Raw genomic sequence first — 13,732 nt, forward strand, 5'->3', positions numbered from 1 at the left:
TTTTCCTTACATTGGCGCGTCCGATCGACGCCCGCACTCCATCATTCGTATCCGAGGCTGTTGCCCCACCATGTTCAAGACCATCACCAAGTCCCTGTTCGGCTCGTCCAACGACCGTTACGTCAAGTCGATCGGCAAGATCGTGAACCAGATCAACGCGCTGGAGCCGCAGCTCCAGGCGTTCTCCGACGATGAACTGCGTGCGCAGACGGACAAGTTCCGCGCCATGCTGGCCGATGGCCAGACGCTAGACGACATCCTGCCCGAAGCCTTTGCCACCGTGCGCGAGGCATCGGTCCGCGTGCTGGGCATGCGCCACTTCGACGTGCAGATGATCGGCGGTATCGTGCTCCACCGTGGCGAGATCGCTGAAATGCGCACGGGCGAGGGCAAGACGCTGGTCGCGACGCTCGCCACCTACCTCAACGCCATCGAAGGCAAGGGCGTCCACGTCGTCACCGTGAACGACTACCTCGCTCGCCGCGACGCGGAATGGATGGGTCGCCTGCACCAGTTCCTCGGCCTGACGATCGGCGTCATCGTCCCGAACCTCAACGAGTTCGAGCGCCGCGATGCCTATGGTGCGGACATCACCTACGGTACGAACAACGAATTCGGCTTCGATTACCTGCGCGACAACATGAAGCACGAGCGCGGCCAGATGGTGCAGCGCCCCTTCAACTTCGCGATCGTCGACGAAGTGGACTCGATCCTGATCGACGAGGCGCGTACCCCGCTGATCATCTCCGGCCCGACCGAGGACAAGTCCGAGCTTTACGTCGCCGTCGACGCCATCGTGAGGAACCTCGAACCCGAATGGTACGAGGCCGACGAGAAGACCAAGAACATCACCTGGACCGAAGAGGGCACCGACGCCATCGAGCAGAAGCTCAAGGATGCGGGCCTGCTCGAGACCGACAATCTCTACGACGTCGAGAATACCCAGGTCGTCCATCATCTCGACCAGGCCCTCAAGGCCAACATCATGTTCAAGAAGGACACGGACTACATCGTGAAGGACGACAAGGTCGTCATCATCGATGAATTCACCGGCCGCATGATGGACGGCCGCCGCTGGTCGAACGGCCTGCATCAGGCGGTCGAGGCCAAGGAGGGCGTGAAGATCGAGCCGGAAAACCAGACTCTCGCCTCGATCACCTTCCAGAACTACTTCCGCATGTATCCCAAGCTGTCGGGCATGACAGGCACTGCCGCCACCGAAGCCGCGGAATTCTGGGACATCTACAAGATGAACGTGGTCGAGATTCCGACCAACGTGCCCGTCCAGCGCGTCGACGAGGAAGACGAGTTCTACAAGAACACGCAGGACAAGTTCCAAGCCATCGCCAAGGCGATCAAGGAAAAGTACGAAACGGGCCAGCCGGTCCTCGTCGGCACCGTCTCGATCGAGAAGAGCGAGCTGCTCTCCAGCTTCCTCGAGAAAGAAGGAGTGACCCACGAGGTCCTCAACGCCCGCCAGCACGAGCGCGAGGCGCATATTGTGGCGCAGGCGGGCCGTATCGGCGCCGTCACCATCGCCACGAACATGGCCGGTCGCGGTACCGACATCCAGCTGGGCGGCAATGTCGAGTTCCGCATCGAAGACGAATTGCGCGACATGCCCGACGGGCCGGAACGCGATGCGGCCATCGCCAAGATCAAGGCCGAAGTGGCCGCGGAAAAGCAGCGCGTGCTCGACGCGGGCGGCCTGTTCGTGCTCGGCACGGAACGCCATGAAAGCCGCCGCATCGACAACCAGCTGCGCGGTCGTTCGGGCCGCCAGGGCGACCCCGGCCTGTCGCGCTTCTACCTCTGCCTCGAGGACGATTTGCTGCGCATCTTCGGTCCGGACACGCTGTTCGCCCGCATGATGAATTCGAACCTCGAAGATGGCGAGGCCATCGGTTCCAAGTGGCTGTCGAAGGCCATTGAGACGGCGCAGAAGAAGGTCGAGGCGCGCAACTACGAAATCCGCAAGCAGGTCGTGCAGTACGACGACGTGATGAACGACCAGCGCAAGGTCATCTACGAACAGCGCGCGGAAATCATGGACAGCGAAGCGGTGGACGATGTCGTGATCGACATGCGCCGCGATGCCGTGAACGCCATCGTGTCGGAAAACTGCCCGCCGGGTTCCTATCCGGAACAGTGGAACATCGAAGGCCTGAAGGAACGCGTCGAGGAAGTCTTCGGCCTGACCTTCCCTTACGAAGAATGGCTGCAGGAAGACCAGATCGAGCCGGAACTGATCGAGGAACGGATCGCCGCCGAAGCCGATGCGCGCATGGAAGCCAAGATCGGAAAGGCCGATGCCGGCCTGTGGCGCCGGATCGAGAAGAGCCTGCTGCTGCAGGAACTCGATCACCAGTGGAAGGAACATCTCTCCACGCTCGACGCGCTGCGGCAGGTGGTGTGGCTGCGCGCGCACGCGCAAAAGCAGCCTATCAACGAGTACAAGCAGGAAGCCTTCGCCCTGTTCGAACGCATGCTCGACAAGCTGCGCGAGGATGTGACGGCCAAGCTGCAGCGGCTCGAACTGGCAGAGCCAGCCCCGCTGCCGCAGGTCGACCTGCCCGAACTGCCGGACTTTCTCACGGGCCATATCGACCCGCTGACGGGCGACGACAATTCGAACGACGGCGATGGATCGGCCGAACGCGAAGACCTGTTCGGCTCGCTCGCCGGAAGCCCCCGTGCTGCCGCCAGCCCGGGCGGTGCGGCCCGTGCCGACAATCCCTTTTCCGGCATGGAAATCAGCCGCAACGCACCGTGCCCCTGCGGTTCGGGCAGCAAGTACAAGCACTGCCACGGCTCGGTCGGAGCGCAGGCCTGATCGTCAGGTAATGGGCCGCGCGGCGTTCAGGCGCTGCGCGGCTCGCGCACCATCGGCACCAGGGGCGGGGCATCGGGTGTCGGCCTGATTTCTCCGCACACCACGAAGCCGAGCGAACCGTAGAACCCTGCATTGGCCGGGTTCGAATTCTCCAGATACGCAGGAACACCCAAGCGGTCGCAGGCGGCGAGTATGGGCGCGATAAGCTTGCGTCCGAGCCCCTTGCCCTGCGCGCCGGGGCGCACGGCAATGCTGAACAAATAAGCATGCTCGAAATCGGGGTGGACCTTGTCCATCGCCTCACCGGTCATGATGCCGCGCCGCACCGCGCCCGGTCCGCATTTCAACAGCGTGGGCAGGGCGAAGGCCGCGTAATCCGCCGTGCCGAAGCTCGCGTCGCCGCCCGGCAGCATCCACATGCAGGCGCCCTCATCGCCGTGGGTATAGCAATAGCCGCGGGGTGCGTAGATGCGCCGTGCCTGCAGGTGAAACAGGTGGCTGATGCCCGCGAAATTGCCGAACAGCCAGTGGTTGAAGGGATCGTTCCTGAAACCGTCTGCGGTGATATCGCCGAGCTTGCGCGCCTCTGCGGGGCCTGCGCGAACCAGCCCCTCGTTCAGTACGATATCGCTGCTTTTCATGTGGTCCTGCCCCTCGATGCGCGATGCTAGCCTGCAGCGGTGAAGCGGTCTAGGCAGGGTTATGGCCGCGCTCGCCCTTGCATTCCTGATCGTGGCCTTGCTCTACGCCAGCGTGGGGTTCGGTGGCGGCTCCACCTACAATGCCTTGCTGGCCTTGTCGTGCGTCGACTACCGCATCCTCCCGCTGATTGCGCTGGCCTGCAATATCGTGGTCGTGGCGGGCAGCACTGTCCGTTTCGCGCGGGCAGGCGTCACGCCCTGGCGCGGCGCGCTGCTGCTGACCGCCATTGCCGCGCCCGCGGCTTTCCTCGGCGGGCTTACGCCGATCGGCGAAAGCGAATTCCTGGCCCTGCTGGGCGCTGCCCTGCTGCTGACCGCGCTGACCATGTTGCTGCCTGTAGCGATGAATGACGGGGAGCCTGCAGGCTTCGCGCGATTCATGCCGCTCGTGGCTGCACCGCTCGGTTACTTGGCGGGCATCGTGGGCATCGGAGGCGGCATTTTCCTTGCCCCGCTGCTGCACCTTGCACGCTGGAATTCGGCGCGTGCCGTGGCCGCGACGGCCAGCCTGTTCATTCTGGTCAATTCGCTGTTCGGGTTGGCGGGCCAGGTGCTCAAGGGCGGGGAGGGCCGCTTTGCCGCTGCCGTCGATATCGGCCTGCCGCTGCTGGTGGCGGTAGCGATCGGGGGGCAGATCGGCAGCCTGCTGGCGCTCAAATACCTGCCGCAACGCTGGATACGCTGGGGCACCGCCGCGCTCACCGCATGGGTGGGGCTGCGCCTACTGACTGGAATGTAAGAGAATAGTGGCTCCCCGAGTTAGACTATAACTATTGTCTACCGGAATCGATGGTGGTGCATATACGGTAATGATTCCAGTCGATTATTTGGGGATTTGTGCTTCACGGTGCATTGACGTCTACCCAAATCGAGCCCAAAATGTGGGAGCGTTTGTGGTAAGGACACGCCGATGGCAATTCACAAATTGAAGCCGCTCCAAGTCGAAAAGGAAAAGAGGCCGGGCCGCTACGGTGACGGGAATGGCCTTTATCTTCTCGTGTCCGATACTGGCGGGAAGTCATGGCTGCTGCGGGTCATGGCCTACGGAACCGACAGGCAGGGCCGAATGAAATGGATGCGCCGAGACATAGGCTTAGGACCTCTCAGTCTCGTGAGCCTTGCTGAGGCGCGGGAAATGGCGCGCGAGTTGCGGAAGGCCGCCCGCGATAAGAAAGATCCAACGCAGGTGCGCGATGCGAAAGAGGAGATCGCACCCACTTTCCGACAGGCGGCCCAGCAATGCCACGAGGCGAAGGCGTCGGGTTGGTCGGACAAGAACGCTGCCGCTTTCCTTTCGTCGCTTGCGCTGCATGTATATCCGAAGATCGGAGACAAGCCGGTCAGCGACGTTGATGCAAAGGACGTTGCCCTTGTCCTCGGCCCAATCTGGCAAACCAAAATTGCCCTTTCCAAGAAAATCCGCGCCCGCATCGGGCTTGTGCTTGACTACGCCCACGCAATGGCTTGGCGGACTGATGGTGCGCCGCGTCAAAGCCTCTCGGCCCTGCTCGCCAAGCAAGCGGAGGGCGGAAACTTCGCCTCGATGCCATACGAAAGCCTGCCCGCATTTATTCAGAAGATTGAAGGCGAGCCGGAAACGATGGGTCGCCTCGCCCTGCTGTTCACGATCTACACGGCTGGGCGTAACGGTGAGGTTCGCGGCGCTCGTTGGTCGCAAATCGATTTCGACAAGAAGCTTTGGAACCGTCCTGCCGATTTGATGGGAAAGACAGGGACGCCGCACACCATCACGCTCTCGCCAGAGGCACTGGCCATACTTGAGCGGGCCAAGGCGTGGCGGCGGTTGGATGGGGATGGGCTTATATTCGAGGGGAAAGGCGGCAAGCGCCTGTCCGACATGACAATCGGAAAGATCGTGAAGCCTACGGGCTACACGGTCCATGGCTTCCGCTCAACGTTTCGGACCTGGGCCGCCGAGAAGATGCCGAGTGTGCCGGAAGCGGTCGCTGAGGCGGCTCTGGCCCATACCATCCCTGATAAGGTAATCCGCGCTTACAATCGGGCGAAGTTCCTCGAAATGCGGTTCGCGCTGCTGGAGGCTTGGGGGCGTTACGCAGCTGGAAGATCTGGCGAAGTGATCCGGTTGCCGCTGAAGGTGCGCGAAGCCTGACTTCGCGAAACAATCCCCAAACAATCCCCAAGAACAGGAGGAGAACGCCTAGCGTGATTCGCGAAGATCAGCTATGCACGTATAAGCTCCTGACCGGAGTGTAGCAGTAGAGGAAATCTGATGCAACAAGAAGTTTCACCTGGAGGAATGAAGACGATCAGCCAGTTCTGCGCCGACAATGGCTGTAGCCGCTCGTTCGCGTACATCGAACACCGTGCAGGTCGTCTGACCTTCACGAAGCTGGGCCGTGCTACGCGCATCAAGTTGGAGGATGAACAGGCCTGGCGTGACAGCCTGCCAGTAGTGACGGTTGAGGCAGCTTAAATGTCGGCCTCAAACGGAAGGACCCTCGCTCCGTAAGGAAGAGCGAGGGTCCGAAAAGCCGCTTGGAAGCAGACTCCTTTAGTACGACCGCATTAGCCGAACTTTACGCTTACGTCAAGTCGGCAGCGGTATTTGGTCAGCTTCCTTGCGTCGAAAAATGACGGAAGGAACAAAAGATGAACCGTGTGATTCTAACGCGCCGCGATCCCGGCGTTGAGAAGCTGCTGGGCGGTCTGCCCCAATATGCAATCCCTGACCGGCTGGAGCCTTTGCGGCGCTGGGCGGTGTCCATGATGGCTGACGCGTCGGCTTGGCAAATGGCCCGCCGCCGCAATGGTCTCTTCGGAGCAAGAGGGGGCCACGCGCATGGATGAACGGGCCAAGCTTCGGGCGCTGGCTCTAGCGCTTCTCACGAACGGTCAGGGCATTAACCGAAGGAGCGGCCAATTTCTGGGCCAGCTCTGCGCGCCTGATCACTACCCCCTCACGCCACGGCAGCATCACTGGCTTGGCCAGCTTGCCGACAGAGGGGGCATGGGTGAACAATTTGCGGGGATTGAGTATGTCGAAGGATAACTGCGAGAAGGCCCATTACGGGCGCGGCACGGCTGCGGGAAGCAAGGGTAATACGCCCACAGCGAAGGCGAACAGCGTGGCGGCGGCTTCACAGGTCACTCAGACCTTACCGCGTCGTCATCGTCAGGTCGTCGAGGCTTTCGCCAGCTACGGCGCTTTCGGTGCAAGGCCTGAGGACGTTGCCAACGATCTTGAATTGCCTGTCCATGTGGTCCGTCCACGTTGCGGTGAACTGCGCAAGCGCGGATTGCTGCATGAGGTTGGCAAGCGTCCAGGCTTGTGGGGATGCGATGTAACGGCGTTTTCGGTCGTGAAGCCTGACGACGAGGCCGCATAATGGATCGCGGCGAGGTCATCTTGTCGCGGGACGAGGGTGGCGAATATGTCGTTACCCTCGCTCCTCCTGATCCCGGCAACCTTCACCCTACGGAGCAGCGCTTCGCGGATATTCGACAAGCTCCCGGCGCTTGGGGAGGTCTTCGCCTTTGCCTCGGTCGCCGCAAGGTCGATTTGACGGAGGAGGGGTAGGCGATGGGCATTTTTGCGGATTGGCAGCCTGCCTATGCCGAAGCAGGGTTAATCACATTGCCGCTCGACGGGAAAAAGAAAGGCCCCCCAGGTTGGAATAAGATGGGGTTGCCGCGTTCCGCTGCCCTTGCAGCGGATAACGACGACTGCGACGTTTTCGGTGTCCTTACTGGCCGTGGCAGGAAGAAGGGTGTCTCTCATCCCGGCGTCACGGTCATTGACTATGACGGCACCGATGAAAACCAACTCGGGGATCTGATTGGGATACACGGCAGGCCGGGGGCGCTGATCCGCACTGCCAGCGGAAAATTCCACTTGTATTATCGGAATTGTGGCGAGCGCCGCAAACTTCGCATTCATGGGAAGGGGCAAGGCGACCCGCTTGTCGATCTCTGCGGCTATGGTGGGTACGTCGCCGCTCCTCCCTCCCGTCTCGGCTCCGGCTCGTATGACTTCCTGGAGGGTTGTTTCGATGACATCGCCAGCGGGCACCTACCCAAGTTAATCGGTCTTCGATCGGAACACTACACTAACAGCGCCTTCAATCCCCGTGCCGCGCTCACCGAGCCCGACGCCACAGCCCGGAACAAGACGCTTTTCGAAAACGCCCTCCAGTTCCTCGCCTCAACCCCGGATCTACAGGCCATGTCTATGCATCTCGATATTTTGAATGGCGATTACGCCAAGCCCGTATCGTCGAATGAGTTGGAGACCATCAAGGCGAATGCATGGAAGGCGCAAATTGAAAACCGCAATGGCTATGCAGCACCATACACTCAGCTCGACAACCAAACCCTCGACGCGATCACGGCGCACCGAAATGCCAAACTCTTTCTATCGATCTTCATGCACATCAAACGGCATTGTGGCGGGCGGCGTATATTCTTCATTGCGAACAAGATGTCTCGGGTGATTGGCTGCAAGGATGAGATGATTTCCGCGGCCCGAAAATTTTTTGAGGACATCGGAGCGATTGTTTTGGTGGCCGAACACACGAACACCCGGCCTGCCGTTTACCGTTGGGCTTGGGTGCCAGAGCAAACTGCCTTCGAAGAGCTGCTTGACTTGGATTTGACTGCGTGATGGGCCTTACTCCCCAAGTCCCCCCTCCCCGGTTGGTTATATTACTACCCCTTTTAGGGGGGTCCAAATTTCGGGGGCAACCTTGTGCCCCACTTCTCTGTAATTCCGTAATGAGCCCTAGATAACCACTCTTAAACTAAGGCTGGTAGTTGAGTATTGTTTCGTAGTCGCGCAAAAGGAGCGAGAAGGGGGAAACTTGATGAATAAGAACTATCGCGATTTCTCGTCCGTTGGGTTGCTTGCCATTTTGCTTTCGTCTCCTGCTATTGCGCTTGCCCAGACAAGTGAGGATAGACAGGCGAGCGCCTCTGCTCCGGACAAAGATAAGTCGCTTGAGGCCGGAGGTCGGCTGGATTTAGTCTGTGGCGGAGCCGGGACGGCGAACAAAACCACTGTTCTAACCGGTAATTCCAGTTCGACTTACAGCGGTTCCGGCGGCTTTGTCACCGGCTCGACGAATGCCACCGTCTATGGAACTCGACAGCAAGGCTTCGGCGATCAGGTCGCGCTGTTTATAGAGAACGGAGAGGGTCGTGTTCGCATGCCTCGCGCAATGCTGCCAGTGTTTCGTGGCGGAGAAGACGGGTGGTTCAAGCTCGGTGACATTGAAGTGAAGGAAAACGAGATCACGGCGACTGTGCGGGTCAATTTCATTAACAACCCAAAGCTGCGGGTAGATCGCTACACCGGCGCAATTTCGATCTCAGGCAAGGCCGGTGACTACTCCGGTCAATGCCAGCGCTTCGTCCCCGAAGAGACCGAGCGCCAGTTCTAACGTGCTGAACGTCGTTGCCTCTGTCGCGCTATCCGTCTGCGCTCCAGGTCCACACGATAACTGCGTTGTCGATGGTGATACGTTTTGGATCTCCGGTGAAAAGGTCCGCATTGCTGACATAGACGCGCCAGAGATGGATGGGCGCTGCCCTTACGAAAGCCGCCTTGCCGTTACGTCGCGTGATCGCCTGCGCCAGCTTCTCAACTCGGGCGAGTTCAAGCTGCATAGAGAAGGGCGGGACCGTTACGGGCGAACGCTCGCGGTCGTCACCATCGACGGCTATTCTGTTGGCGATGCGCTCGTTAGCGAGGGGTTGGCGAGGACATGGACGGGTAGGCGGGAGCCGTGGTGTTAGCAAGGTGAGGCATAATGCGGGGTAAAGTGGAGCATACTGACAAGGAGGCGCGAGCATGGGCCCTTGAACGGATATTCGGGCGGCTCAAAATGCTACTCGCTTGGATAGCCCTGTTGGTTTCAGCGCCTCTAACCCTCTTTCTCGGTGCGAAGGGAATAGCAGCTGCACTGAACGGAATCCGCGATTGGTGGCACTATGTCGAACCGACTCCCGATCCAGACGCGTGGATTTACCTTGGCTTGTTCTTCGGTGCAGGGTTCGTGTGGCTGCTTTCATATCACTACGTTGATGCTTCCGCGGTGAGCGAGGATAAACGCTTTAACGATTTCATCCGCCGCCGCAGGAACGCCAACGAAGCATTCGAAAGGGCAGCGGAGAGGGAGCGCCTGCGAGAGAAGACTTTGTGGGACAAGGTGAAGGCAGTTTTTGTCATCATCTACGGCTCAGCGATGCTCCTAATGCTAGTTGCGCTTTTGCTTAAGAGCCTACTGGCCTAGCCCCGGTCCGATGCGGTCCGGCCTCGATCCGCACTTCAGGCACTTTAGCCGCCTAGCCAATCCCTCCAGGCTGTAACTTGACCAGCCGCGCGCCATGATGGTGGCAAGCAAGCCGTGGGGGTCGAGCACGACCACGCGCCCGCAACGGCAGTCCAGCCTCAGCTTGTAATTATGTCTCGCATAGTCGGCCAATGTGTCTAGGCGCTTGCTGCTCATCGTGCGGAACATGGCGGGAACATATGAGTCGGGCAAGAGGGTCAGACACTTTACGAGCCAGCCAAAATATGCTATGCGCGGCCCTCACTTCGCGGGAAATCGTGAGGCATTCCATCGTCGTGAGATTGAGGGGAAAGAGAATGCAGGCTGCACACATTAGGTTTGGGGCCAGTCCGCCTATCGTGGCGACGCTGGCTCTTTGTGCGCAAGGGGCAGGTCGCTCGGTGTCCGAATATTTCCGCGCGATGGTGCGTGAGAGGGTGGGGCTTCAGTGATCGCGGACGTTCCCGAAGGCGATCTCCTGCACATATTCTTTCCCAGCTACTACGGCGCGCCGGTTCTCGGGGGCGCTCGTTCGGCTGGCCAGCACAATCGAAGCGAGGGCATCCCGCCGCCGTACCCAAGCTACAAGGTGCAATGACGATGGCAGGCGGACCGAAAAGAAGCGGGCGAAAATCGGATGGTACGTTCGCGCCAGGTAACTCTCTGGGCGGGCGAACGCCGGGTTCGCGCAACAAGACGACAATAGCTGTCGAAGCGCTGCTAGAGGGCGAGCATGAGGCGTTGACGCGTAAGGCTATCGATAAGGCGCTTGAGGGGGACGTTACCGCGCTGCGACTGTGCTTGGATCGGATTGCACCCGCTAGGCGCGATGCGCCCGTTTCGTTTGTCCTCCCGCCCATTGCCTCGGCAGAGGACGCGGTGAAAGCCTCGTCCGCGATCTTGGCTGCTGTAGCGGCTGGCGAGGTCACGCCTGATGAAGGCGCAAGGGTTATGTCACTGCTCACGGCTCACAAGGCCCTCGTGGAAACCTGCGACCTAGAAACGCGCATTGCTGCGCTGGAGGCCAAATGAACAGATTGGAAAAACGGCTCGACGCGTTGGAGGCAGGAGGACGCAAAGCCCGCGCTCAACCCGCCATGAGGCGTTGGCTTGGCATAGCGCTCACCCCGGCAGAGGAAATAGAGGCAGACGCCTATGTCGCGCCTGACTTTTCCAAGGTCGATTGGTCGCAATACTCGCAGGAGGTTCGCGAGTGGCTGCAAGTGGGCAGAACTGGCGAAATGGATAGGATAGGGCACGATGCGGCTTAGAAACCGGGTAGAAGTGCTGGAGAAGAAGGACCGCGGGGATTTCGTTCCCTTCGTTCGTATTATCCAGCACGAAGGACAGAGCGAGGAAGAAGCAACAGCGGGGCACGAAGCTGAGCACGGCCCGTTGGGCAACTGCGCCCGCATCCTGCGTGTCATCATCCGCGAACCCAAAGCCCTAGATGCCTCGGCTTAGCGCGCGGGTTTCCAGATTGGAGCAGGCAAAGGGCGGCAATGAACGACGCCCCGTTCTGATGATAACACCTGGAGCCGAAGTAGAAGCGGAGCTTGCTGACTGGCAATCACGATATGGGCCGTGTGATGCTGAACCTGTCTTGATCCAGCTTGTCGGATTCACGCCTTCCTAATCCAAAACCCGACATTCCGCTAACGACCCGATTGCGGACACGGCTGATGCGGCTATCCTACCCCAATGGATGACGAAGGCTATACTGGACGCTCTACAGAAGAGAGGTGGGGTTGCATCGCTTCAACTCTCGTCGGTACGCCAATCTTCTTGTTCTTGCTTGTCGCTGACGCGCTTGGAGACTGTGCGCCTGGCACCTCATGTCAGAAGGGATTTTTGACGCAAGTGCTGCTCCCCTCTTTCGCTATTGCCGCTACGGTCGGTCTCATCGTTTGGGGGACCATTAAGATTGGTCGCCGGAGGGGCCGATAGGGACGATTGGGAAGGGCTTGGCAGACGTCCGCTTTCCACCCAGTTCTCGCCTAATTTTCGGAGCATAGGTTATGCCAAGAGCGGACGGACAATGATCGACCCGATACCGGTCATTGCCCAATGAAGATATATGCACCGGATATGACTACTTTGGTAAGCAGCGCGATCGTCCTTTTCCTTGGAGTTTTGGCTGTCCGGTTGGCGAAGTTCTCCCGCACGAGTGTGCGATTGCGCGACTGGACAGTCGCCATTCTCGCAGGCCTCTTTGCCCTTACGTCCGCTGTTGGGGCGGCTATGACAGTTCTTGATCTTCTTGGACTCGTAAGGTAATCTTGTTAGGTCAGCTTGCCACCCCTCTGACGACGCTTTCACCGAGTTGACGATGTGCTGGTAGCGGACCGACGGCTATCTGCCCGTATGCGGACTAGAAAACCAAGAGCACAGCGGGAGAAATCAGCAGAGCTCCCAAAGCCCAATGCCACCAGCGGGCGTTTTGGATATTAGGGAGTGCTCGGGCGAAGGCAGCTCCAATCCCGGCAAAAACCAAGAGACCCGCTCCCACTAGTTTCGCATTCTCCGCTTGCGAGAACATTCCTAGCGAAAACGCCGCAAGGATACATATCGCTACGCTCAGCCAAACGTAGACTTGGGCTATCCAGCGCCAGCTCCTCAGCGATTCTTCGTTACGATAGGGCGGAATCATGCAGCAAACCTAGTTTTGACGGCGTCCGCTTTCCACCCCTCTGAAGCCGCTTTCACCGAGCTAGCGCGGTGCCAGGAACGGACATCCAGTTAACGAACCGATTGCGGAAGTTCAGCGCCTCAATCCTTCCACGTAGGAGCGGAGTTCCTCAGTGACTGTCACGGCTCGCTCGCGAAATCCGGGCATCGCGCTGAGCCCCATATGCTCGGTTTCCATTTCGACAAGGTAGTCAGCAACATCGGCATTTGATTGCCCATTCCAAAGCTTCGCAGCTGCTTGGAGCAAATAGGAATCGTATTCGTCTGCGGCCTCCTCAGGCCAGCTGCCATTTGGTCCAGCAATCCCAATGGGGTCCCAATGCCCCCATCCGATGTCGCGCAGACACGAGAGCTTGAAAGTCGGAATAGAAGTCATTGTTTTAGTCTACTTCGCGAACGGCAAGTTTCCACCCACTTCGTGACCGTTTCACCGAGCTAACGATGAGCCAGGAGCGGACGGGCGGCTAACGACCCGGTTGCGGACACAATTTTATCGACATCTTCCGCGTCAAAGTGCCGCAAGCCACCGCTTGAGCTCTTTTGGTCCGCGCAGGCGAATTATCTTGGCCTGATGACCTTCTAGTGCCTGCTCTGTGCGAGGACGCGGGCCCCGGTTCCAGAACAAGACGTAGAGGAAAAACTCTAGGTCAAAGCGTTCCGGGCAGCCTTCGGTCATGTCCGGACGTGTGGTGCCACGGTGTCGGAAGACTCTCAGCATCAGGCGCCAAAGGCAGAGGCCGATGGGAAAGTCGAGGTAGATTATCGCGTCTGCTCTCGGAAGACGGAGATCGAGCGTGCTGCCGTAATTACCCTCGATCAGCCAGCGATCAGTCGCTACGAGCGCACCCAGTTTTTCTCTCAACTCGTGTTTGTCGGTCTCTACCCATCCGGGTAGCCAGCCCAAGTGGTCCATATGGTAAATCGGAAGATGAAGCCGACCCCCAAGTTCCCGGGAAAGGGTGGATTTGCCTGAGCCACAGGGTCCAATGATCAAAACGCGCTGCAAATTGACCCCCGGTTAGAATGGTTTTGGACGTGATGGACGTGCCGACTCGTTCGACCTGCCATCCCCTACGCGTGCAATCCAACATCTATAGCAGTCAACTTCAGGCCCCGGCTGCCCAAAGTCCGCTTTTCACCCATCTAGCGACAGTTTTGCCGAGTTAGCGATGTGCCAGGAGCGGACGGGCGGCTAACGACCC

Annotated in this window: 13 protein-coding genes; 11 read left to right on the forward strand and 2 right to left on the reverse strand. The window is 59.4% G+C overall.

The genetic code is table 11. The features are described from left to right. Nucleotides 1-70 precede the first annotated feature (70 nt). A complete protein-coding gene (gene secA / locus GRI42_RS02215) occupies nucleotides 71-2,833 on the forward strand; it encodes a preprotein translocase subunit SecA (protein WP_160606450.1) in 2,763 nt (920 codons plus the stop codon). Between the two features lie 26 nt (nucleotides 2,834-2,859). Here secA and GRI42_RS02220 read toward each other — a convergent pair whose 3' ends face one another. Then, nucleotides 2,860-3,474 (reverse strand): GNAT family N-acetyltransferase, encoded by a 615-nt coding sequence (locus GRI42_RS02220; RefSeq protein WP_160606451.1) that lies wholly within the window; start codon nucleotides 3,472-3,474, stop codon nucleotides 2,860-2,862. 61 nt (nucleotides 3,475-3,535) lie between these two features. On the opposite strand from GRI42_RS02220, the gene GRI42_RS02225 reads away from it, so the two are divergent. From GRI42_RS02225 to GRI42_RS02270, 10 genes are all read left to right on the forward strand, one after another. Further along, a complete protein-coding gene (locus GRI42_RS02225; protein WP_160606453.1) occupies nucleotides 3,536-4,273 on the forward strand; it encodes a sulfite exporter TauE/SafE family protein in 738 nt (245 codons plus the stop codon). A 171-nt stretch (nucleotides 4,274-4,444) separates the two neighbouring features. Further along, nucleotides 4,445-5,665, forward strand: a complete 1,221-nt coding sequence (locus GRI42_RS02230) for a tyrosine-type recombinase/integrase (RefSeq protein ID WP_160606455.1) — start codon at nucleotides 4,445-4,447, stop codon at nucleotides 5,663-5,665. A gap of 120 nt (nucleotides 5,666-5,785) precedes the next feature. After that, nucleotides 5,786-5,989 carry a MerR family transcriptional regulator gene (locus GRI42_RS02235; RefSeq protein ID WP_160606458.1) on the forward strand — a complete coding sequence of 68 codons (204 nt, stop codon included), beginning with the start codon at nucleotides 5,786-5,788 and terminating at the stop codon, nucleotides 5,987-5,989. 562 nt (nucleotides 5,990-6,551) lie between these two features. Continuing rightward, nucleotides 6,552-6,902: a hypothetical protein gene (locus GRI42_RS02240; protein ID WP_160606460.1), complete on the forward strand. Its 351-nt coding sequence runs from the start codon at nucleotides 6,552-6,554 to the stop codon at nucleotides 6,900-6,902. Between the two features lie 194 nt (nucleotides 6,903-7,096). Further along, entirely contained in the window at nucleotides 7,097-8,176 is a 1,080-nt protein-coding gene (locus GRI42_RS02245) for a bifunctional DNA primase/polymerase (protein WP_160606462.1), read from the forward strand. Nucleotides 8,177-8,375: 199 nt separating this feature from the next. Beyond that, entirely contained in the window at nucleotides 8,376-8,951 is a 576-nt protein-coding gene (locus tag GRI42_RS02250; protein ID WP_160606464.1) for a hypothetical protein, read from the forward strand. Between the two features lies 1 nt (nucleotide 8,952). Further along, on the forward strand, nucleotides 8,953-9,306 hold the full coding sequence (locus GRI42_RS14050; RefSeq protein WP_325065287.1) for a thermonuclease family protein: 354 nt from the start codon (nucleotides 8,953-8,955) through the stop codon (nucleotides 9,304-9,306). Nucleotides 9,307-9,320: 14 nt separating this feature from the next. Beyond that, nucleotides 9,321-9,803, forward strand: coding sequence for a hypothetical protein (locus GRI42_RS02260; RefSeq protein WP_160606466.1), 483 nt, complete (start codon nucleotides 9,321-9,323; stop codon nucleotides 9,801-9,803). Nucleotides 9,804-10,436: 633 nt separating this feature from the next. Next, a complete protein-coding gene (locus tag GRI42_RS02265) occupies nucleotides 10,437-10,874 on the forward strand; it encodes a DUF5681 domain-containing protein (protein WP_234033763.1) in 438 nt (145 codons plus the stop codon). 228 nt (nucleotides 10,875-11,102) lie between these two features. After that, the gene (locus tag GRI42_RS02270; protein WP_160606468.1) at nucleotides 11,103-11,306 is read left to right on the forward strand and encodes a hypothetical protein; all 204 of its coding nucleotides are present in this window, start codon (nucleotides 11,103-11,105) and stop codon (nucleotides 11,304-11,306) included. A 1,732-nt stretch (nucleotides 11,307-13,038) separates the two neighbouring features. On the opposite strand, the gene GRI42_RS02275 is transcribed toward GRI42_RS02270, so the two are convergent. Beyond that, a complete protein-coding gene (locus tag GRI42_RS02275; RefSeq protein ID WP_234033733.1) occupies nucleotides 13,039-13,443 on the reverse strand; it encodes a P-loop NTPase family protein in 405 nt (134 codons plus the stop codon). Between the last annotated feature and the right edge of the window lie 289 nt (nucleotides 13,444-13,732).

Source organism: Qipengyuania gaetbuli (genome assembly GCF_009827315.1).
Lineage (GTDB): Bacteria > Pseudomonadota > Alphaproteobacteria > Sphingomonadales > Sphingomonadaceae > Qipengyuania > Qipengyuania gaetbuli.

Bases quoted from the DNA above. Each gene is read 5' to 3' on its own strand.
- secA (WP_160606450.1), top strand. From the start codon at position 71: ATGTTCAAGACCATCACCAAGTCCCTGTTCGGCTCGTCCAACGACCGT.
- GRI42_RS02220 (WP_160606451.1), bottom strand. From the start codon at position 3,474: ATGAAAAGCAGCGATATCGTACTGAACGAGGGGCTGGTTCGCGCAGGC.
- GRI42_RS02225 (WP_160606453.1), top strand. From the start codon at position 3,536: ATGGCCGCGCTCGCCCTTGCATTCCTGATCGTGGCCTTGCTCTACGCC.
- GRI42_RS02230 (WP_160606455.1), top strand. From the start codon at position 4,445: ATGGCAATTCACAAATTGAAGCCGCTCCAAGTCGAAAAGGAAAAGAGG.
- GRI42_RS02235 (WP_160606458.1), top strand. From the start codon at position 5,786: ATGCAACAAGAAGTTTCACCTGGAGGAATGAAGACGATCAGCCAGTTC.
- GRI42_RS02240 (WP_160606460.1), top strand. From the start codon at position 6,552: ATGTCGAAGGATAACTGCGAGAAGGCCCATTACGGGCGCGGCACGGCT.
- GRI42_RS02245 (WP_160606462.1), top strand. From the start codon at position 7,097: ATGGGCATTTTTGCGGATTGGCAGCCTGCCTATGCCGAAGCAGGGTTA.
- GRI42_RS02250 (WP_160606464.1), top strand. From the start codon at position 8,376: ATGAATAAGAACTATCGCGATTTCTCGTCCGTTGGGTTGCTTGCCATT.
- GRI42_RS02260 (WP_160606466.1), top strand. From the start codon at position 9,321: ATGCGGGGTAAAGTGGAGCATACTGACAAGGAGGCGCGAGCATGGGCC.
- GRI42_RS02265 (WP_234033763.1), top strand. From the start codon at position 10,437: ATGACGATGGCAGGCGGACCGAAAAGAAGCGGGCGAAAATCGGATGGT.
- GRI42_RS02270 (WP_160606468.1), top strand. From the start codon at position 11,103: ATGCGGCTTAGAAACCGGGTAGAAGTGCTGGAGAAGAAGGACCGCGGG.
- GRI42_RS02275 (WP_234033733.1), bottom strand. From the start codon at position 13,443: ATGGACCACTTGGGCTGGCTACCCGGATGGGTAGAGACCGACAAACAC.